General features: G+C 68.9%; 20 protein-coding genes. 5 read left to right on the top strand and 15 right to left on the bottom strand.

Going from position 1 to position 18,643, the window contains the following annotated elements; all coding sequences use genetic code 11:
• Positions 1 to 42: 42 nt before the first annotated feature.
• From OHA18_RS23780 to OHA18_RS23745, 8 genes are read right to left on the bottom strand one after another with little or no spacing between them, the layout of a single operon-like run.
• Positions 43 to 1,551, bottom strand: coding sequence for an ABC transporter substrate-binding protein (locus tag OHA18_RS23780; protein WP_328997483.1), 1,509 nt, complete (start codon positions 1,549 to 1,551; stop codon positions 43 to 45).
• Between the two features lie 10 nt (positions 1,552 to 1,561).
• On the bottom strand, positions 1,562 to 2,329 hold the full coding sequence (locus OHA18_RS23775; RefSeq protein ID WP_328997482.1) for an endonuclease/exonuclease/phosphatase family protein: 768 nt from the start codon (positions 2,327 to 2,329) through the stop codon (positions 1,562 to 1,564).
• Complete coding sequence (locus OHA18_RS23770) at positions 2,326 to 2,916, bottom strand: histidine phosphatase family protein (RefSeq protein ID WP_328997481.1); 591 nt, start codon at positions 2,914 to 2,916, stop codon at positions 2,326 to 2,328. Before OHA18_RS23770 ends, OHA18_RS23775 begins: the two co-directional genes overlap by 4 nt.
• Positions 2,913 to 3,911 carry an ABC transporter ATP-binding protein gene (locus OHA18_RS23765; RefSeq protein WP_328997480.1) on the bottom strand — a complete coding sequence of 333 codons (999 nt, stop codon included), beginning with the start codon at positions 3,909 to 3,911 and terminating at the stop codon, positions 2,913 to 2,915. The genes OHA18_RS23770 and OHA18_RS23765 overlap by 4 nt, the downstream gene beginning before the upstream one ends.
• Positions 3,904 to 4,887, bottom strand: coding sequence for an ABC transporter ATP-binding protein (locus OHA18_RS23760; RefSeq protein WP_328997479.1), 984 nt, complete (start codon positions 4,885 to 4,887; stop codon positions 3,904 to 3,906). Before OHA18_RS23760 ends, OHA18_RS23765 begins: the two co-directional genes overlap by 8 nt.
• Entirely contained in the window at positions 4,887 to 5,768 is an 882-nt protein-coding gene (locus OHA18_RS23755) for an ABC transporter permease (protein WP_328997478.1), read from the bottom strand. The genes OHA18_RS23760 and OHA18_RS23755 overlap by 1 nt, the downstream gene beginning before the upstream one ends.
• 3 nt (positions 5,769 to 5,771) lie before the next feature.
• Complete coding sequence (gene nikB, locus OHA18_RS23750) at positions 5,772 to 6,698, bottom strand: nickel ABC transporter permease (RefSeq protein ID WP_328997476.1); 927 nt, start codon at positions 6,696 to 6,698, stop codon at positions 5,772 to 5,774.
• Complete coding sequence (locus tag OHA18_RS23745; protein ID WP_328997475.1) at positions 6,698 to 7,351, bottom strand: helix-turn-helix domain-containing protein; 654 nt, start codon at positions 7,349 to 7,351, stop codon at positions 6,698 to 6,700. The genes nikB and OHA18_RS23745 overlap by 1 nt, the downstream gene beginning before the upstream one ends.
• Before the next feature lie 138 nt (positions 7,352 to 7,489).
• On the opposite strand from OHA18_RS23745, the gene OHA18_RS23740 reads away from it, so the two are divergent.
• Genes OHA18_RS23740 through OHA18_RS23730 form a run of 3 tightly spaced genes read left to right on the top strand, consistent with a single transcriptional unit; the run spans position 7,490 to position 9,859 of the window.
• A complete protein-coding gene (locus OHA18_RS23740) occupies positions 7,490 to 8,434 on the top strand; it encodes a DUF6772 family protein (RefSeq protein WP_328997474.1) in 945 nt (314 codons plus the stop codon).
• Positions 8,435 to 8,438: 4 nt separating this feature from the next.
• Positions 8,439 to 8,756 (top strand): hypothetical protein, encoded by a 318-nt coding sequence (locus OHA18_RS23735; protein WP_328997472.1) that lies wholly within the window; start codon positions 8,439 to 8,441, stop codon positions 8,754 to 8,756.
• An 11-nt stretch (positions 8,757 to 8,767) separates the two neighbouring features.
• Complete coding sequence (locus OHA18_RS23730) at positions 8,768 to 9,859, top strand: LacI family DNA-binding transcriptional regulator (RefSeq protein ID WP_328997471.1); 1,092 nt, start codon at positions 8,768 to 8,770, stop codon at positions 9,857 to 9,859.
• Here the strand turns inward: OHA18_RS23730 and OHA18_RS23725 are convergent.
• From OHA18_RS23725 to OHA18_RS23710, 4 genes are all read right to left on the bottom strand, one after another.
• Entirely contained in the window at positions 9,792 to 10,250 is a 459-nt protein-coding gene (locus OHA18_RS23725; protein WP_328997470.1) for a nuclear transport factor 2 family protein, read from the bottom strand. The genes OHA18_RS23730 and OHA18_RS23725 overlap by 68 nt on opposite strands.
• Before the next feature lie 77 nt (positions 10,251 to 10,327).
• Positions 10,328 to 11,476 carry a CaiB/BaiF CoA transferase family protein gene (locus OHA18_RS23720; protein WP_328997469.1) on the bottom strand — a complete coding sequence of 383 codons (1,149 nt, stop codon included), beginning with the start codon at positions 11,474 to 11,476 and terminating at the stop codon, positions 10,328 to 10,330.
• Positions 11,477 to 11,522: 46 nt separating this feature from the next.
• Positions 11,523 to 12,464 (bottom strand): alpha/beta fold hydrolase, encoded by a 942-nt coding sequence (locus OHA18_RS23715; RefSeq protein WP_328997468.1) that lies wholly within the window; start codon positions 12,462 to 12,464, stop codon positions 11,523 to 11,525.
• Positions 12,461 to 14,284, bottom strand: coding sequence for a hypothetical protein (locus tag OHA18_RS23710; protein ID WP_328997467.1), 1,824 nt, complete (start codon positions 14,282 to 14,284; stop codon positions 12,461 to 12,463). Before OHA18_RS23710 ends, OHA18_RS23715 begins: the two co-directional genes overlap by 4 nt.
• 79 nt (positions 14,285 to 14,363) lie before the next feature.
• On the opposite strand from OHA18_RS23710, the gene OHA18_RS23705 reads away from it, so the two are divergent.
• The gene (locus OHA18_RS23705) at positions 14,364 to 15,104 is read left to right on the top strand and encodes a MerR family transcriptional regulator (protein ID WP_328997466.1); all 741 of its coding nucleotides are present in this window, start codon (positions 14,364 to 14,366) and stop codon (positions 15,102 to 15,104) included.
• A gap of 260 nt (positions 15,105 to 15,364) precedes the next feature.
• The gene (locus OHA18_RS23700; protein WP_328997465.1) at positions 15,365 to 15,586 is read left to right on the top strand and encodes a hypothetical protein; all 222 of its coding nucleotides are present in this window, start codon (positions 15,365 to 15,367) and stop codon (positions 15,584 to 15,586) included.
• A 62-nt stretch (positions 15,587 to 15,648) separates the two neighbouring features.
• Here OHA18_RS23700 and OHA18_RS23695 read toward each other — a convergent pair whose 3' ends face one another.
• Genes OHA18_RS23695 through OHA18_RS23685 form a run of 3 tightly spaced genes read right to left on the bottom strand, consistent with a single transcriptional unit; the run spans position 15,649 to position 18,638 of the window.
• On the bottom strand, positions 15,649 to 15,828 hold the full coding sequence (locus OHA18_RS23695) for a hypothetical protein (protein ID WP_328997464.1): 180 nt from the start codon (positions 15,826 to 15,828) through the stop codon (positions 15,649 to 15,651).
• Positions 15,825 to 17,129 (bottom strand): hypothetical protein, encoded by a 1,305-nt coding sequence (locus OHA18_RS23690; protein WP_328997463.1) that lies wholly within the window; start codon positions 17,127 to 17,129, stop codon positions 15,825 to 15,827. Before OHA18_RS23690 ends, OHA18_RS23695 begins: the two co-directional genes overlap by 4 nt.
• Positions 17,130 to 17,183: 54 nt before the next feature.
• Entirely contained in the window at positions 17,184 to 18,638 is a 1,455-nt protein-coding gene (locus tag OHA18_RS23685) for a flavin-containing monooxygenase (protein ID WP_328997462.1), read from the bottom strand.
• Positions 18,639 to 18,643: the final 5 nt, after the last annotated feature.

Below are 18,643 nucleotides of genomic sequence, written 5' to 3'. Positions count from 1 at the left end.
TCGCGCGGGCCGCGCCGATTGTGATGGCCTGGGGATCCGGGGTCAGCTGCCGGACACGCTCACCTTCGCGAACAGCGGGCGCCCACTCGGGGGCATCACGAAGTTCTGCACGCGGGAGCGGACGGCGGCGTTGGAGGCGAGGTCGGCGGGGAAGATGCCGACGGCGTCGTCCCAGAGGATCTGGCCGGCCTGCTGGTAGAGCTTCGGGCGCTGGGCCTGATCGACGGTGGAGCGGGCGTCGAGCAGCAACTTGTCCACGGCCGGGTTGCAGTAGCCGTTGCGCTTGGCGGAGCAGACGTACAGCCGGGCCAGCGTGTAGTCGGCGTCACCAGTGCCGGTCACGTTGGTCTGCAGGTTCATGTCCCAGTTGAGCTTGCCGAAGTCCTCCAGCCACTGGGCCCGTTCCTTCTCCAGCGGCTTGACCGTGACGCCGATCTTCGCCCAGTCCGAGATCATCGCCTGCGCCAGCGCGCGGATGTTCGGCCCACCTTCGAGCGGCCACTGCATCGACGTGGTGAACCCGTTCGGGTACCCCGCCTCCGCGAGCAGCTGCTTCGCCTTCGCCGGGTCGTAGCTGTACGGCGACAGCTTCGGCGCACCGATCACGCCCTGGGCCAACGGCGCCTGCGCGACCGACGCGAGATCGCCGAAGAGGTCCTTGACGGTCCCGTCGAGATTCAGCGCGTGCCACATCGCCTGCCGGACCCGCTTGTCGTTGAACGGCTTCCGGTTGGAGTTGAACCAGTCGAAGTAGTACGTCCAGCTCGGCGTGGTCGAGTAGCTGATCGCGTCGCTCCCCTTGACCGATCCGACCTGGTCCGGCGGGATCTGCGTCAGTACGTCGACCTCGCCGTTCTCCAGCGCGGTGATGCGCCCGGCCACCTCGGGGATGTTGACGAACTCGAGCTTGCTCAGCTTAGGTGCGCCGTCCCAGTAGGCCGGGTTCGCGGCCAGCTCGAGCTTCTCGTCGGGCTGGAACGACGTGACCGTGAACGGCCCGGTCCCGATCGGCTTGTTGAAGAACCCGTCGGTGTTCAGCTTGTCCGCCGGCCCGATGAACAGCAGCGTCAGCGAGCTCAGCAACGTGCCGAGCGGCTTGCTGGTCTTCACTGTCACGGTCTGGTCGTCGGTCGCCGCGAACGACGTCACCGTCGAGTACAGCGGGACGAGCGGACCGTCGAGCTTCTGGTGCCGCTGGTACGACGCGACCACGTCCTTCGCGGTGAACGGCGTACCGTCGGAGAACTTCACGCCGGAGCGGAGCTTGAAGATCCACGTGTTCGGGTCGGGGTTCTGCCACGAGGTCGCCAGCACCGGGACGATCTTTCCGTCGTCGACCCGGACCAGCGGCTCCATGATCTGCTGGATCGTGGTCTGGACGCTCTCCTCGCCGGCGTACTTGTAGGTGTCCAGCGACACCGGGAACATCGCCGGTGCGTACCGCAGTACCTGTTCGCCGCCGCTGTCGCTCGGCTCACTCGCCGGTGAACAGGCACTCAACGCCGCCAGGGCGGCCACGGCCACTGCCGCGACGATTCGCTTCCTCAACACAGGGTTCTCCTCAGGGGTGGAGCGTGTAGGTGGCCACGACCGGGTGGTGGTCGGAGGGGGCGCGGCCGTCGTGGAAGAAGTCGACGACCTCGCTGGACCGGGCGGCGAGCGGGCCGCGGGCGAAGATCCAGTCGATCGCCTTGGGTGGTGAGGCGAGCGGCGACAACCTGGTCCCGATCGGACCGGTGGCGACCGTCGGCACGACCGGATGAGTCGCCGGTGAGTGCCGGCCGAGGGCGGTGAAGCTGTCCAGGAACCCGACGTTGCCGAGCTCCCACTGCGGTGGGCCGATGTCGTTGATGTCGACGGTGAACAGGCAGGCGCCGTCGCCGGCGAGGCGTTCGAGCGCCTCCGCGATCGCCCGGGCCTGCGCGATCCGGCGGTTGACGTGGTCGGTGCGTTCGTCGGGGTGGCCGGGCCAGGTGAGGTGCGCCGTACTGAAGATCAGGTCGGTGCCGGCGGTGGTCCGCAGCTTGACCCAGAAGAGCTTCGCGTCCGGCGACAAGATGCCGACATCCTCGGAGCCGTGCTCGACGTACGTGAACAGGTCGCGGCGCCACCACAGGTTGCTCTGTGTCTCCCAGCCGGCGGTGCCGTCGACGCGGTCGTGCTCGGGGAGTACGTCGTCCAGCAGTTTGCGCGTGACCGGTCGGAGTTCCTGTACGGCGAGGAGGTCCGGCGGGCGGATCGTGAACAGGCTCTCGATCGCGTCCTGCCGCTGGTCGAGGTGGAAGTCCGCCCACAGGTTGTAGGTCATCGCCACGAAGGTGAAGGTCATCGGTCCATCCAGGTAGGCACGTTGTAGGACGTGAGTCCGTCGAGGTGGAGGGTGGTCAGCGAGCAGTTCTCCGGCGGATCGAGCAGCACTTCGCCGCCCGGCGGCAGCCTGAGTGCCGACGCCGCCGCCACCCGGATCGGCCCGCCATGCGTCACGACCAGCACCCGCCGCGCGCCGGCGATGTCCTGAGCCGCGTCCCATACCCGGGCCCGCAGCTGCTTGAAGGTCTCGCCGCCGCCGCGAGCCACGTCGTCGCCCCGCTTGAAGGCGTCCACGACATCCGGCTCGTCGGCGTACACGTCCGCGAAGGTCCGCCCGCCCCAGGTCCCGACGTCGATCTCCCGCCACCGCGGGTCGATGCGGACCGTCAGGTGGTCGCGGGTGTCGAGGTACGGCTGCAAGGTCTCGGTCACCCGTTGGAGATCGCTCGCGACGATCGCGTCGATCTCCAGCGACTGCAGATAGTTGGCAGCCTCCTTGGCCTGCTGGCGGCCGAGGGCGCTGAGGCCGGTGCCTTGCTGACCTTGGTACCGGTGCTCGGCGTTCCACACCGACTCGCCGTGGCGGAGAAGGATCAGCTCGGTCATCGGGCGGCTCCGGTCAGCTCGGTGGCGAAGTGGCACGCGGCGGGGTGCAGGTCGAGGCGGGTCGTCAGCTCGGGATCGTCGTGAGCGCAGCGCTCCTCGGCCTTCCAGCACCGCGTGCGGAACCGGCAGCCGGACGGCGGATCCGCGGGTGACGGCACGTCGCCGCCGATGATGATCTGCTCCCGCGCCGGTTTGTCCCACGGTTTCGGATCCGGTACTGCGGAAAGCAGCGCCTGCGTGTACGGGTGCAGCGGCCGCGCGAACAACTCGTCCTGGGACGCCGTCTCGACCACCCGCCCGAGGTACATCACCGCGATCCGGTCCGAGATGTGCCGTACGACGGACAGGTCGTGCGCGATGAACAGGTACGCCAGCCCGAGGTCGCGCCGCAGATCGTCCAGCAGGTTGAGCACCTGCGCCTGTACCGACACGTCCAGCGCCGACACCGCCTCGTCGCAGATCACCAGCTTCGGCCGCAGCGCGAGCGCCCGCGCGATCCCGATCCGCTGCCGCTGCCCGCCGGAGAACTGATGCGGGTAGCGCTGCGCGTGGTCCGGGTTGAGCCCGACCCGCTCCAGCAGTTCGCGGACCTCGGCGCGATGCCGGTTGCGCGGTACGACGTCCGGGTGGATCTCCCACGCCTCGGCGACGATCTGCTCGACCGTCGCCCGCGGGTTGAGCGACGCGTACGGGTCCTGGAAGATCATCTGCAGCTGCCGCCGCACCCGCCGCATCGATGCCTTGGGCAACGAGATCAGTTCCTCGCCGTCGAACACGATGCTTCCCGAGCGCGCCTTCTCCAGCCCGACGATCGTCCGGGCCACGGTCGACTTCCCCGACCCCGACTCCCCCACCAACCCCAGCGTTCCTCCGGCCGGTATGTCGAAGGACACTCCCGCCACGGCCTGAATCTCGCCGACGGGCCGCCGCAACACAGCCGACCGCAACGGAAAGGACGTGTGGAGATCCCGAACTGCGAGGAGCGGCTCAGGCATGACTCAGCACTCCTTCCGGGTGATGGCAGGCGGCTTCGTGACTCGCAGGACGAGCGGCCAACGGCAGCAGGGCGGGCGTTTCGCCGGCGCAGACCGCGTCGGCGTACTTGCAGCGCGGCCGAAAGGAACAGCCCGATGGAAGGGCGAGGAGGTCCGGCGGTGAACCCTGGATCGGCGTCAGCCGGCCGCGGGTGCCGTCGAGGTCGGGGATCGATCCCATCAGCCCGGACGTGTACGGATGACCGCTGTGCTCGTACACCTCGCGGATCGGGCCGGTCTCGACGACGCGACCGGCGTACATCAGGACCACCTTGTCGGCGACGTCCGCGACCACACCGAGGTCGTGGGTGATGAGGACGAGCGACATGCCCTCCTCGGACTGCAGCCGGGTGAGCAGGTCCATGATCTGGGCCTGGACGGTCACGTCCAGAGCTGTCGTCGGCTCGTCCGCGATCAGCAGCCGCGGGGACAGCGCGAGCGCCATCGCGATCATCACCCGTTGCCGCATCCCGCCGGAGAACTGGTGCGGATAGTCGTCCAGCCGCTTCGACGCAGCCGGGATCCCGACCCGCTTCATCAACTCCAGCGCGGCCGCGCGAGCCTCCCGGCGCGACGCCCCGCGGTGCCGGCGGAACATCTCCCCGATCTGCGCACCGACCCGGAACACCGGGTTCAAGGAGCTCAACGGGTCCTGGAAGACCATCGCGATCTCCCGCCCGCGCAGTCCCTTCGCGACACCGGGCGCCAGCAGATCGCGGTCGTCGTACGTGATCGAGCCGCCGCAGACCCGCCCGGCCGGCTTCGGCACGATGCCCATCACGGCCTGCGCGGTGACGCTCTTGCCACTGCCCGATTCCCCCAGCAGCGCCACGGTTTCACCCGCACCGACCTCGAACGACGCTCCGTCGACCGCGGTCACCGTCCCACCGGAAGTGCTGAATTCGACCCGCAGGTCATGCACGCTCAGCAGCGCCATCACAGACTCCTCAGCCGCGGGTCGTACCGGTCCCGGAGCGCATCGCCCAGTACGCCGAGCGAGATCACCAGGAACGCCAGCGCGATCCCCGGAATGGTCGAGATCCACCACGCGTCCGCGAGGTAGTTGCGCCCGTTCGCGATCGTCACGCCCCAGCTCGGCGTACTCGCCGGCGTCCCGAGACCGAGGAAGCTCAGCGACGCCTCGGCCAGGATCACGTGCCCGATCTCGACCGTCGCCACCACCAGGACCGGCGCGACGCAGGCCGGCAGCACGCACCGCGTGATCAACCGCCAGGTCCCCGCGCCCAACGTCCGCGACGCGTCGACGAACTCACGCCGCCGGGTCGCCAGCGCCTGACCGCGCGCGACCCGGGCGAACGTCACCCAGTTCGCCACCGCCAGCACGATCACCACGTTCACCACCGAAGGACCGAGCAACGCGGCGATGAAGATCGCCAGCAGGATCGACGGAAACGCCAGCTGGATGTCCGCGAGCCGCATCAGTACGCCGTCCAGCCAGCCGCCGAAGTACCCGGCCGCCAGCCCGATCGTCACCCCGATGGTGCCGGCCAGCAGCAGCGTCGCCAGCCCGACCGCGATCGAGATCCTTGCCCCCTGCAACATCTGGGCGAACAGGTCCTGACCGACCTGGTCGGTGCCGAAGATCGCGTACGACCCGTCGGACAGCCGGGTGAACGGCGGCTTCAGCCGGTCCGCGGTCCGGGTGTCGACCGGGTTGTACCGCACCAGCCACGGCCCGATCACCGCGGCCACGACGTACACCGCGATCACCACCAGCCCGAACCGGATCCGCGCCGATCCGGCTCTGGTCCGGCGCCGTACCGCGACCGGGGCCGCCAGCGAAATCTCAGCAGTCATCGTTCAGTCACCAGCCAGACGGACCCGCGGGTCCAGGAAGCCGTAGAGCAGGTCCACGAGCAGATTGATCACCACGAAGATCGTTGCCACCAGCAAGATCGCGGCCTGGACGACGCCGTAGTCGCGGCGCCCGATCGAGTCGATCAGCAACCGCCCGACCCCGGGCCAGGCGAACACGGTCTCGACGATCACCGTGCCGCCGAGCAATGCCCCGAACTGCAGCCCGACCACGGTCACGATCGGGATCAGCGCGTTCCGCAACGCGTGCACGAGGACCACGACGCCCTCGCTCAGGCCCTTCGCCCGGGCGGTCTGCACGTACCCCTCGTGCACCACCTCGAGCAGACCGCTGCGGGTGAGCCGGACCAGGATCGCGAGGAACGGCAGCGCGAGCGTGATCGTTGGGAGGACCAAGTGTGACCAGGTCCCCGAGCCCGCACTCGGCAACACCTTCAGCCCTCGCGCGAACACCAGGATCAGCACGATCCCGAGCCAGAACGACGGGGTCGACTGCCCCATCAGCGAGAACACCGAGATCGTGCGATCCACCCAGCTGTGCGCCCGTAGCGCGGCGATCACCCCGAGCGGTAGACCGATGAGCAACGACAACAGCAATGCGGTCGACGCCAGCTGGATCGTGGCCGGAACTCGTTGCAGGACAAGGCTCATCGAGTCCGCGTTCAGCCGGAACGACTGCCCGAAGTCCAGATGCACGACGTTCGCCAGGTACGTCGCGTACTGCTGGATCAGCGAGTGGTCGAGCCCGAGTTGCGCCCGCAGCGCGGCCACCTGCGCCTGGTCCGCATCGGGCCCGAGCATGATGTACGCCGGATCGCCGGGGACCAGCCGCAGTACGACGAAGATGATCGTGACGGCGCCCCACAACACGAACAACGAGAAGAACAGCCGCCGGACGACGTACGCCCCCATCAGACGCCGCTCCGCAGTACCGACACCACACGCCGCACCTCATCGACCGAGCCGGCCTGGATGAGCTCCGCGCCGAGCGCGCCCGCGCAGGTCCCGTCGGTCGCCCGCACCGGAACCGCAACCATCCGCGGCAGCGAAGCAACAGGCCGTGGGTTGTGTGCGAACCCGGACATCCGGATGCGCTGCAGCGTGTCGAGGAGATCGGGGGTGCCCGTCACCTGATCGACGGGAAGCGCCGACAGGTAGGCCCGCCCGAGAGCGCTCCGATGCAGCGAGACCGCATGCCCCGGCCCAACTCCGCTGGTACCGCCGGCGCCCGCGACAGCGGCGACCTGAAGCACCATCCCGGCCGCCTTCGGTAGCGGCTTCGCGAGGACCACCAGGCGGCCCAGGCGGTCGCCCAGATCGGCGAGCGCATGCTCCGGGCCGGATCGGCGGTGCGTCGTGCGGCGGAGGGCCGCCAGGCCGTCGCGGGCCGTGTAGCGGTGGTCGTCGACGCGGTCGGCCAGGCCGTGGTCGCAGAACGTCGTGAGGATGCGGTGCACGGTGCTCTTGTGCAGGCCGACGGTGACGGCGAGCTCGGTCACGCCGTACGCGCGGTCCTCGCGGTTCAACTCGGCCAGGACGGTCAAGGCACGGCTGAGCGACTGCATGAGAGCCTCGATTCCGTGAACGTTAACGGTAGCGTTAATGCACCGTAGAAGTGTGTGATTTACGTGTCAATAGACCGCCGTTGCTCAGGACGGAACGGCCCGTTGACGGCAATTTCCCGTTAACGTTAACTTCACCCCGTGACGACTTCCGACCTACGCACCGCCCTGTTGTCCGCCGATCCCCGGCTGTCCAAGTTCTCGCCGCTGCCGCGCATCCTGGCCTTCGACGAGTTCGACAGCGGAACGCACGGCTGGACCGAACTGCTCGGCAACTACAACGGCCGCGGCGACCTCAGCACCGTCGACGACCACATGCGCGACTTCCGGCCGCCCCAGCTGTCGGCCTGCAACTTCTTCGACATCGGTACGCACGGAGCGCTCAGCGGGACGTACGCGCTGAAGCTCGCGACCCGCCCGTACAAGGGCCACACCGCGGTCGCGATCCGCCGGCTGACGATGAGCGGCCGCGGCCTCGTCCAGCTCGAGACGTATTTCGCCTTCAAGTCCGAGGCGACGCTCGGCGGCGGCTCCGAGCTGGACACCTTCGGCGACGTGCAGTGGGACGGCAACACGCACCCGTCCGAGGCGCAGTTCGGCGCGTTCACGGTCGCGACCGACCTCTGCGGCGACGGCGGTCTGCGGTACCACACGGTCGCGCGGTACCAGAACACCGATCTGGACAACCGCTTCACCCGGCAGTGGATGGCGCCGACCGTCCCCGAGCCGACACCCCGCGAGCACTTCGAGGGCAAGGTGAAACTGGAGTACGCCGCCGACTTCACCGCGCCGAACCCGGAGGACTGGCAGGCGTTCGGCGAGCCGCAGGAGCTCTGCTACAACGAGGTCCCGACCAAGGTGAACTGGCACTACCTGCGCTGGCTGGTCGACACCGAGAAGCGCCGCAACGTGGAGCTGCAGGTCAACGATCGCGTGATGAACATGCGTGACGTACCGGTTCCGCCGTACGAGGAACGCTACGAGACGCTCGAGAACCTGCTGAACTTCTACTTCTCCGTCCGCACGCACAGCGCGGTGCGCAACTTCCTCTTCCTCGACTCCGTCCTCATCTCGGTTGATTGGTAGGCCCATGCGACAGTCCATGACGGCGGTGCTCGAACGCGACACCACCTTCGACACCCGCTTCGCCACCGAGCCGTACGAGGTCGCGTGGGCCGGTGAGGCACGCTGGTTCGTGCAGCACGTCGGCGGCGACGGTACGGCGACGTACATCACCCAGGTCTCCCCCGACGGGATCACCTGGTGCGACCTCGACGACGTGGAGCATGCGGTCGAGCCGGGCAAACTGGTCAGCTGGCCGGTCACCGGGTTCGGTCACTGGCTGCGGCTGCGCGCTAAGGTCGAGGGCTCGGTCCAGGTACGGATCCACCTGGCCGTGAAGGCATAGGAGGGGGTCGGATGACGGATGCGCGGCGGCCGACGTTGCGAGACATCGCGACGGCGCTCGGTCTGTCGGTGAACACCGTGTCGCGCGCGCTCGGCGACAAGGACAGTGTGAGTGCCCGGACCCGGGCCGCCGTACAGGCCGAGGCGGCCCGGATCGGGTACGTCCCGAACACGCTGGCCCGGTCGCTGGTGCTCGGCTCGGCGATGACGCTGGGCCTCGTCATCACGAACCCCTCGAACCCGTTCTACGCGCAGCTGATCAGCACCATCGAGCTCAAGGCCCGCGCGCAGGGGTACTCGTTGCTGTTGCTGGTCACCGACGAGAGCGCGGAGAACGAGCAGCGCGCCACCGAGGCGCTGCTGCGGTCCGCGGTCGACGGCGCCGTGGTCGTCCCGGTCCAGGCCGAGTGGGACCACTGGCGCCGCGTCCGGGACGCCGGGATCCCGTTGGTGTTCGTCAACCGTGACGTGCCCGAACTCGACTGCGACATGGTTGGCGTCGACAACGAACGCGGCGCCTACGAGGCGACCAGCCATCTCATCGCGGGTGGCGCCCGAAGGTTGCTCGTCCTCGAGGAAGACCTGCCGATCACCACGACCGCGGATCGGGTGACCGGCTTCCGGCGCGCGATGTCCGACGCCGGCCTGAAGGTGTCCGACGACGCGATCCGCGCCGTCCCGACGAGACGCTACGACTCGCTGGCACTGCCCTGGCAGCCCGAGGAGGCGTACCGCTTCGCGCAGACGCTGCTGACCGAGGGTCATCCCGACGGCATCGTCACCGGGAACGACTACTTCGCACTCGGCGTACTGCGCTTGCTCGCCGAGCGCGGCCTCAACGTCCCCGGTGACGTCGCGATCACGGGGTACGGCGACCACCCGTACGCGGCGTACCTGCAAACCCCGCTCACCACGGTCCGCCTGCCCGCCGCCGAGGTCGGCTCAACCGCCGTCGACCTCCTCATGCAACGCCTCACGTCAAGCTCCGAACGCCCCCGCAAAACGCTGATCCGCCCCGAACTGGTGGTCCGGGCGTCTACTCAGCCGCCGGCGGCCAGGAAACCTTCGCGGACCCTGCCAGCGGGCTCGAGTCGAAGTACCTGACCTCGAAGACCCGCTCGGCGAACTTCCAGCCCTCCGGGGTCCGCCGGTAGCGGTCGTGGAAGATCGCGTAGTTGAGCATCGACATGCCGTTCTCCTGACGCCCGATCTCGGACACGTACGTGCGCCCGGTCGCGACGTCACCGTCCAGCTCGATCACCCCGGGATGCGTGGTCTGCACGAAGTACTCCCAGGCGCCCGCAAGCTTGTCGGTCCCGGCAAGCAGCTCGTCCCGCCCGCTCTGCACGACGCCGGCGTCGGGAATCCGATAGACGCCGTCCTCGGTGAACAACGCCACGAACCGCTCGTGGTCGCCCATCATCGCGGCGTCCGTGAACTCGCCACGCAGCGCCTCGATCTCCACCCGATCGGCGATCGTCTGTAGGTCAGTCACAGATCTGCTCCTTGCTCGTCGAACCCTTTCACCCGGTACGACGAGGCCGGACCGTCAACTGTGAGCCGGAAGCACCGCTATTCCGCGTCGAGCCAGGCTCTGACGGAGTCGTTGTGTTCGCCGAGGCGTGGTGGCGGGAGGTTGGTTTCGCGGGCGCCGGCGTGCGGGTTGCCGTCGAAGCGGAGGGGTGGGCCGGGTAGCTGGATCGTGCCGAGGGTTGGGTGCTCGACGTCGATCAGCAGGCCTTGCGACAGCGTCTGCTCCCACTGGTACACCTGCTGGAAGTTGCGGACCTTCCCGGCCGGAATCCCCTTGTCCGCAAGGCGTTGCAGCCACGCATCGGCCGGCTCGGCGGCGAACGCGGTCTCGATCGCGGCCGTCAGCTCGTCGCGATGCGCGACCCGCTGCGAGTTGACGGCGAACCGCTCGTCCTCCGGATCGAGCCCGACGATCGGCGCGAACGTCCGCCACTGCCCCTCGCTGCCGACCGCGACCTGAATGCTCGTGTCGGCAGTGCGATACTTCCCGTACGGCGCGATCTGCGCGTGGTGATTGCCCACCCGCTCGGGCAGCTCGTGCGCCACCGTCCACTTCGTCCCGTGGAATGCATGGACGCCGACCACCGACGCCAGCAGGCTCGTCCGTACGACGCGGCCCTTGCCGGTGATCGATCGCTCGTGCAGTGCGGCGAGCGCACCGTAGGCGCCGTACATGCCGGCCAGCAGGTCCGCGATCGGAGCGCCGACCTTCGTCGGTTCGACCGCGCCGGTGATGCTCATCAGGCCGCCTTCGCCCTGCGCGATCTGGTCGTACCCGGCGCGCCCACCGTCCGGCCCGTCGTGCCCGAAGCCGGTGATCGACAGGATGACCAGGCCGGGGTTGAGCTCGTGCAGGCGCTCGGTGGAGAACCCGAGCCGGTCGAGCACGCCCGGGCGGAAGTTCTCGATCAGTACGTCGGCGCGCCGGACCAGCTTGGTCAGGAACTCCTTGCCCTCGTCCGACTTCAGGTCGGCGGTCACCGATTCCTTGTTCCGGTTCGCCGACAGGTAGTACGTCGACTCGCCCTCGACGAACGGCGGGCCCCAGCCGCGGCTGTCGTCGCCGCCGTTCGGGGTCTCGACCTTGATCACCCGGGCGCCGAGGTCCCCGAGCATCATCGCCGCGTGCGGACCCGCGAGCGCACGGGTGAGGTCCACGACCACGACGTCGGAGAGAAGGTTCTGCACGGGTCGAGCGTAGGCGAGTAGGTCGCAGTCGGCCGTGACGCGACTCTCAGGCGGCCACCTTGCGCGCGAGGGAGGCGAGGCGGTGCGTGACGTCACGGGGGCGTTCCTGCATGAGCATGTGGCCGGCGCCGGGGTAGAACCAGAGGCGAGCGGTCGGGAGCTCGGCGGCCATGCGGTTGGCGTGGCGGGGCGGAAGCAAGCGATCGCGGGTGCCGTGCATGATCTCGACCGGGAGGTCGCTGAGCGCCTTGAGGGTGTGATCGCGGTCGTGCTGCAGGATCGCCTCGAAGAAGCCGCCGTACGTCGGGCCGGGCACCGCCGCCAGATCGGCCATGAACAGGTCGACCTCGGCCGGATCGACCTTCTTCCCGAACACCATCTGCCGCAACGCCGGCCGCTGCAGGTTGGCCGCCAGCTCGGCGACGCGATGCGCGCCGGCATCGATACCGCGGGCCACGCGGCGGTCCGCCCGGGTGCCGACCAGGTTCATGACGCGCGGAGCGAACCGGGCGGTGGCGGGGTCGAGGCGCCGCGGGAGACCGAAGGCGCCTTCGCCGATGTGGCCCGACGACGTGCTGACCAGGACCGCCGCGCGGATGCGCTCGCCGAGCAGGTCGGGGCGCTGGTCGGCGAGTTCCATCAGGGTCATGCCGCCCATCGAGTGGCCGGCGTACACGATCGGGCTGTCGCCGACGACCTCGTCGAGCACCGTGACCAGGTCCTCGGCCAGCTGCTCGAAGCGCATCGAGCCGGCCGGGGCAGCATCCGAGCGGCCGTGGCCGCGGTGGTCGTAGGTGACGACCCGGACCGCGTCCGCGCCGAGGATCTGCGGCAGCCCTTCCACCTGGTTGTGCCAGGACCGCGTCGAGCACGTCCAGCCGTGCGCGAGCAGCACTGTCACCGGCGCGTCGGCCGGCCCGGCCACCTCGACGTTCAGCCGGACTCCGTCCGGAGTCGTGATTCCTGAGCGCTCCAACTGGATCGTCACGCAGTCTCCCGTTCCCGTTCGCCGGCTGCCAGGTGGGCCGCACGCAGCCGACCGCCGCGAGCGCCCCGCCCGACCAGCCGGGCGATCCCGATGATCTCGAGCAGCCCGACCACTCCGACCAGCGCGTAGCCGGCGTTCCACATCCATCGTGGCACGTCCGCCTTCTCCTCGCGCCGCAGGATCTGCTGCTCGTCCACGAAGTGAACCGTCTGCCCGTTCGACACCTGCACCGCGGGCTTTTCGATCGCCGCATCCTGCGGCGCGTACACCCAGGTCGCCACCAGGTCCCGCTGTCCCTGGTGCAGCCGGATCATCGACTTCCACTTCCCGTACATCGGCAACGCGTCCGCCGACCGGTACGTGCCGTCGGCAACCTTCTCCATCGGGTGGTACACCAGACCGCCACCCTGCCAGGCCAGCGCCTCGAACCAGCGCGCACGATCGGCCGCGTCACCGGGCGACAGCGTGATCGTCACGTACGCCGTCGGCTCGGCCCCCGTGGCCACCCGCTCCAACGACACGACCCCCGAGACGCCCGGATCCGCGGATCGCGGTACGCAGAAGAACACCGTCGCCGCGACCGCGACCAGCCCGACGGCACCGAGCTGATGGGTACGACGGATCGCCACCGCCCGGATGTTCTTGATCCCGACCGCCCGCTCCTCGCCGGCAACCTCGGCGTACCGGGTCGCCAGCCAGGCCCCGACCAGACCGGCTCCGATTCCGACGATCACGCCGTACCCGAGAGCGGACGGCAGCATCGACGACGGCCAGGCGACCGGCATCCAGACATGGCTCCACGCGTACTCCGCGACCACACCGACCGTCCCGATCAGCGCGCCGGCGACCGCGCCCAGCCGGAAGCGATTCTTGTTGCCCAGGGCAAACGCGACCAGCTCGACCAGGACCGCCTCGACGACCAGCAACGGGAAGTGCCCGACGATCTGGCCCAGCGGTTCGGCTACCGCCCAGGCGATGCCGCCGCGGATGACGAGATACACCGCCAGCGCCGCGAAGGTCGTACCCGGTCCACGTCGCGCCCGCAGGATGGTGAACCCCATCGCCGCCCCGAACACGATCAGGATCGGCTGCAGGATCAGCGGGAACTGCGGTACGCCGTAGTTGAACTCGGTGCTGAACAGGTCCCACGCGATCAGCAGCGCACCGACCGACACGATCTCCTGGAACAGCCGGCGCTTGTTCGGCCCCATCAGCTGCTCGACCTCGGCGATCGCGAGCAGCCGCGCGAAGATCGAGAACACCACCCCGCCGATCATCAGCAGGTGCGTCGGGCCCCAGAGCGTGACGTCCTCACCGAACAGCCGGTGCCACACGTCGTCGAGCGGGAAGCCGACCAGCGCGAACGTCCCGCAGACCGTGACGAGCGCGGCGCTGCACGGGATCCGCCAGCCCTTGGTCAGCCTGATCGTGCGGGCCGGCAGCGGCTTGCCCGCGAGCGCGATCGGCAACACGCCGGAGATGATCACGCCGAGGATGCCGAAGAAGATCGGGTAGTGCGCCGCCGTACCGAACGGGCCGGTGTCGCGGCCGCGGCCGATGTGGATCGCGATGTCCCACCACACCCCGAACGCGCAGGCCAGCAGCGAGACGGCATGCAGGTACGGCGTGAGGGCGGCCCATCGGGGGACTCCGTCCAGTCTCCCGATGGTGTCCGCGAACCTCCCTACCAGGGTGACGTGGCCGGTGCGTTCCCGCCACAGCAGCACGGCGAGTGCGAGGTACACCAGCCCGACGACGCCGGTGACGATCGCGATCTGGTCGAAGCTCGCCGTACCGGTGGTGGCCAGCGGGATCGCCATGGAGGCTCCTTACATCAGACATGCGCCATGCTCGATGTTACATCTACTATGTAACGTGGAGTCTGCAAGACTGTCAAGGGTGGAAGAGGAGCTCACTGTCGACCAACTGGCCGCCAAGGTCGGGATGACGGTTCGCAACGTGCGCGCGTACGCCGGGCGCGGGCTGATCCCGCCGCCGCGGCTGGCCGGCCGGACCGGGTACTACGGTCCGGACCACGTCGCCCGGCTCACGCTGGTCCGCGAGCTGCTCGACAAGGGCTACACGCTGGCCGCGGTCGAGCGGATGCTCGGCGAGCTGCCCGATGGAGCCCTCGCGCTCGGCGTCTTCGAGACCCTCGTCAACCCGTGGACGCCGTCGGAGCCGGAGGTTCTCGACGGGCAGCAGCTCGCCGACCGGGCCGGCGTGCCGTACGACCCGGCCGTGATCGAGCGGCTGGTCGAGCTGGGCATCGCGGAGCGGCTGGAGGACGGCCGGCTGCGGATCCCGAACTCGGACCTGCTCCGCACCGGCCTCGAGGTGATCAAACTCGGCGTCCCGATGGAAGCGATCTTCGAGATGCTGCCGAAGCTGTTCGCGCAGGCCGACGCCGTCGCCAAGACGTACGTCGAACTCTTCCGCTCGACCGTCTGGCGCGACTTCACCAACGCCGGCATGCCGACCGACGGCTGGCCCGAGATCCAGCGCACCCTCGAGGGCATCATCCCGCTGGCCGGCCAGGCCCTGGTCGCTGCCTTCCGCGAGGCAATGGCCCACGAGATCGAGCAGGTCGCCTACGAAGAACTCGGCCTCGACCCGAAAGCCCTACCCTCCACCGGCTGAGCGTCCACCCTTAGATCCTCCCCTGAGCCGCCTCAGGGATCGGCCGGGTTGTAGATAGGTAATCCTCCGCATGCGTGAACCGGGCCTCACGCGGGACCGTATACCTACCAAAGCAGACCAGGTAGGAGGACGGAGATGCGCCAGATCCAGATCCGTCGGCGACCGCGCACCACGACGACGCGCCGGCAGACCAAGACCCTCGACCTCCGGACGCCGTCCGGCCGTCCGCTGCCTTTCTGAGCCCGAGAGCTGAACCCGCCATGAAGCTTCGACTGCACGTCCACCACATCCGCTCCGGCGGCTGGTGTGCCGACATCGACGACGACCACGACCGTCAGCCCGACGACCCGTACTGGTGCGTCGACCAGTGGCCCACGCTCGAAGCCGCCCTCACCGCGGGATGCAGCGAGCTCGCCAAGCTCGTCACCGACGCAACACCCACCCGCCTCAGCGGGTACTACGAACCGGCCATGGCCGCCTGAAGCCACGGGGAAGAAACAACGGAGCGAGGCCCGGCGAACCGCAGGGGGTTCTCCGGGCCTCACTACGTCCGGGTCTGATCCCGCTGCTCCGCCGGCAGGTCGCCCAGATCTGCGTCCCAGTCGTCCTCGTCCGGGAGGTTCGCCTCGTTGCGGCGGGCGATGCGGATGAAGGCGATGACCAGCAGGATCGGGCCGAGGACCATCGCGGTCTCGGGGATGCCGCCCATGTGCAGGGCGATCATGAGGCCGTCACCAGGGCGATCCCGCCGGCGGTGAAGGCGACCATCGCGGCCAGCATCGGGTACTGCGCGCGCCGCAGCTGCCGGCGCCGGAACAGGTCGGCAGCGCGATCGTGCGCGGACACGACCCCGAGTACGTGTCCGAGCACGATCGCACCGATCTGGACCCCCGCGATGACACCGGTGCTCAGGAACGCGTAGTCGATCCGCGTCCCGCCGGTCCCGAGCAGGTCCCATCCGCGCGCGAACGGATCGGTCGCGAGCAACCAGCCCTCCTGCCCCTGGAACATCGCGAACGAGAAGTAGTGCGCGACGGCGTACCCGATCGCGATCGGCACCAGCGAATGCACGAACGCGCCCGGCAGACCGGCCGCTCCGATCCCACCGGGCCGGATCTGCGCGGCCCCGGTGGTCCGCGCGGCCAGCAGGAACAGGCCGGTCACAATCGCGACCGCGACGACCAGCCCAAGTGTGTAGACCACAAGGTGTTGTGGGCGGCTCAGCTCACCTGTGTGCTGGGTCCACGCCGACCAGCGGGAGATGCCGTCGAAGGCCGTTGACCCGAGCAACAAACACAGCAGGCCAACGATTCCTGGTCGCTGCGGCATCGCGGCGAGACCGGCCAGCGGGTTCCGCAGTACCAGTTGCCCGTCGGCGCCTCGCCCGATCGGGCTCAGTCGCGCGAGCACTTCGGCGTACACCTCGAAGCTGTCGCCGCTGCTGAACCAGGCTGGACCGTAAAGGATGCCCGCGGCAACATTTGCGGTCGCGTAGATGCTCACGGCAACGGCGACGACCAGCGGCTCGGATCCCTGTGGGTCAACGAGTTCCAGCCAGAGGAACCCGGCCAGTCCGGCAACGGCCGGCCAGTAGGCGATCCGGTCGGGCTGTCGCCGGTACGACGTACGCCGTACCAGGCCGGCGATCGTACGCAGCGGATTCGCCAGTCGCCAGATCGGGCCGCAGAACAGCGAGAGCGGAATGATGCCGACCCAGATCCACACGTACAACCAGGTCGGCGCCGGGTTGAGCGACGGCTCGGGATCACCGAACCACGCGGCGCCGAGCAACAGCGCGAGCGCCGCGACCCCGACCAGCTTGAGTCCGGCGCGGGTCACCGGTTGATCGACGATCCGGGTCAGGACGCCGAGCGGCCGGCCCGCGATCCGCTCGAACCGGGGGCGCGACCAGAACGCCGCGAGCGCGAAGAACGAGACCGCGACCGCGGCGCCGGCGGAGTAGATCGCCAGCCACAGCGGCACCGGCAGGTCCCCTCGACCGCCGATCCCATGCAGTGGCAGCACCGCGCACTCCGATCACCCGGACTATCCGACCGATCGAATGTAACACGCTCAATGTCACATAGCGAGCGTCTGATACTCCGAGGGGTCGAAGCGCCGCGTCAGCTGCCGGAACCGGAACGTGAACGACGGCCAGAGCGTGGTGTTGCGGCCCTCCGAGTCCAGGTACCAACTGGTGCAGCCGCCGCGGGTCCAGATCGTGTTCCGCATCGACGAGCGGACCCCGTCGACGAACGCGCGCTGGACCTCCCGCCGTACCTCGACCTCGCGCAGGCCGTGGGCGTCCATCGTCTTCAGCGCGTCGATGATGTAGGCGATCTGGGACTCGATCATGAACACCATCGAGCTGTGCCCGAGACCGGTGTTCGGGCCGATCAGCATGAAGAAGTTCGGGAAGCCGGCGATCGCCGTACCGAGGTGGGCCTCCATGCCGTCGGTCCAGGCCTCGCGCAGGGAGCGGCCGCCGCGGCCGTGCACCATGTCCATCACCGGCAGGTCGGTCACCTTGAAACCGGTGCCGTAGATGATCGTGTCGACCTCGTGCTTCACGCCGTCGTCCGTGACGATGCCGGTCGGCGTGACCTCGGCGATCCCGTCGGTGACCACCTCGACGTTCGGCCGCGCGAGCGCCGGGTAGTAGTCGTCGGAGATCAGCACGCGCTTGCAGCCGAGGGTGAAGTCCGGCGTCAGCTTGGCGCGGAGCAGCGGGTCGCGGACCTGGTGCGCGAGATGCTTCTCGGCGACCTTCTGCGCCTGCTTCATGATCGCCGGCAGCTTGGCGAACCCGAGCACCATCGACTCGCGACCCCAGTAGATCCCGGCCCGCATCGCCTTCTGCGCCAGCGGGAACCGCCGGTAGATCGCCTTCTCGGCCGCGGTGATCTTGCGGTCCGGCCGCGGCATCACCCACGGCGGCGTGCGCTGGAACAGGTGCAGTTCCTCCACCTCGGGCTGGATCGCCGGCACGAACTGGATCGCCGACGCCCCGGTCCCGATCACCGCGACCTTGCGACCGCTGAGGTTCAGATCATGGTTCCACCGGGCCGAATGGAAGACCTCGCCTTCGAACTCCTCGATACCGGGCAGCTTCGGGTACGACGGTTCGGCGAGCGGACCCATACCGGACAGCACGATGTCCGCGGTGAACTCCTGCTGGCTCGTCCGGATCCGCCAATGGCCGTCCTCCCAGCTCGCCGACTCGACCGCGTGGCCGAAGCGGATGTGCGGGCGGACGCCGAACGCGTCGGTGACCTTTCGCAGGTAGTCCTCGATCTCGGGCTGCGGCGAGAACGTCGACGACCAGTCCGGATTCGGCGCGAACGAGAACGAGTACAGGTGCGACGGGACATCACACCGGCAGCCCGGGTACGTGTTGTCCCGCCAGGTCCCGCCGACGTCGTCAGCACGCTCCAGTACGACGAAGTCGTCGTACCCGGCCTGCTTCAGCCGGACCGCCATCCCGATCCCTGCGAACCCGGTGCCGATCACCGCGATCCGATGCTGCTCCGTCATCCCTG

The sequence above is a fragment of the Kribbella sp. NBC_00709 genome (genome assembly GCF_036226565.1).
Classification (GTDB): Bacteria; Actinomycetota; Actinomycetes; order Propionibacteriales; family Kribbellaceae; genus Kribbella.
The sequence above is the reverse complement of the archived record's forward strand: the minus strand, read 5'-3'. Positions and strand labels throughout refer to the sequence as shown.

Bases quoted from the DNA above. Each gene is read 5' to 3' on its own strand.
- OHA18_RS23695 (WP_328997464.1), bottom strand. From the start codon at position 15,828: ATGATCGCCCTGCACATGGGCGGCATCCCCGAGACCGCGATGGTCCTC.
- OHA18_RS23745 (WP_328997475.1), bottom strand. From the start codon at position 7,351: ATGCAGTCGCTCAGCCGTGCCTTGACCGTCCTGGCCGAGTTGAACCGC.
- OHA18_RS23730 (WP_328997471.1), top strand. From the start codon at position 8,768: ATGACGGATGCGCGGCGGCCGACGTTGCGAGACATCGCGACGGCGCTC.
- OHA18_RS23685 (WP_328997462.1), bottom strand. From the start codon at position 18,638: ATGACGGAGCAGCATCGGATCGCGGTGATCGGCACCGGGTTCGCAGGG.
- OHA18_RS23760 (WP_328997479.1), bottom strand. From the start codon at position 4,887: ATGGCGCTGCTGAGCGTGCATGACCTGCGGGTCGAATTCAGCACTTCC.
- OHA18_RS23700 (WP_328997465.1), top strand. From the start codon at position 15,365: ATGAAGCTTCGACTGCACGTCCACCACATCCGCTCCGGCGGCTGGTGT.
- OHA18_RS23770 (WP_328997481.1), bottom strand. From the start codon at position 2,916: ATGACCGAGCTGATCCTTCTCCGCCACGGCGAGTCGGTGTGGAACGCC.
- OHA18_RS23765 (WP_328997480.1), bottom strand. From the start codon at position 3,911: ATGCCTGAGCCGCTCCTCGCAGTTCGGGATCTCCACACGTCCTTTCCG.
- OHA18_RS23755 (WP_328997478.1), bottom strand. From the start codon at position 5,768: ATGACTGCTGAGATTTCGCTGGCGGCCCCGGTCGCGGTACGGCGCCGG.
- OHA18_RS23710 (WP_328997467.1), bottom strand. From the start codon at position 14,284: ATGGCGATCCCGCTGGCCACCACCGGTACGGCGAGCTTCGACCAGATC.
- nikB (WP_328997476.1), bottom strand. From the start codon at position 6,698: ATGGGGGCGTACGTCGTCCGGCGGCTGTTCTTCTCGTTGTTCGTGTTG.
- OHA18_RS23775 (WP_328997482.1), bottom strand. From the start codon at position 2,329: ATGACCTTCACCTTCGTGGCGATGACCTACAACCTGTGGGCGGACTTC.
- OHA18_RS23735 (WP_328997472.1), top strand. From the start codon at position 8,439: ATGCGACAGTCCATGACGGCGGTGCTCGAACGCGACACCACCTTCGAC.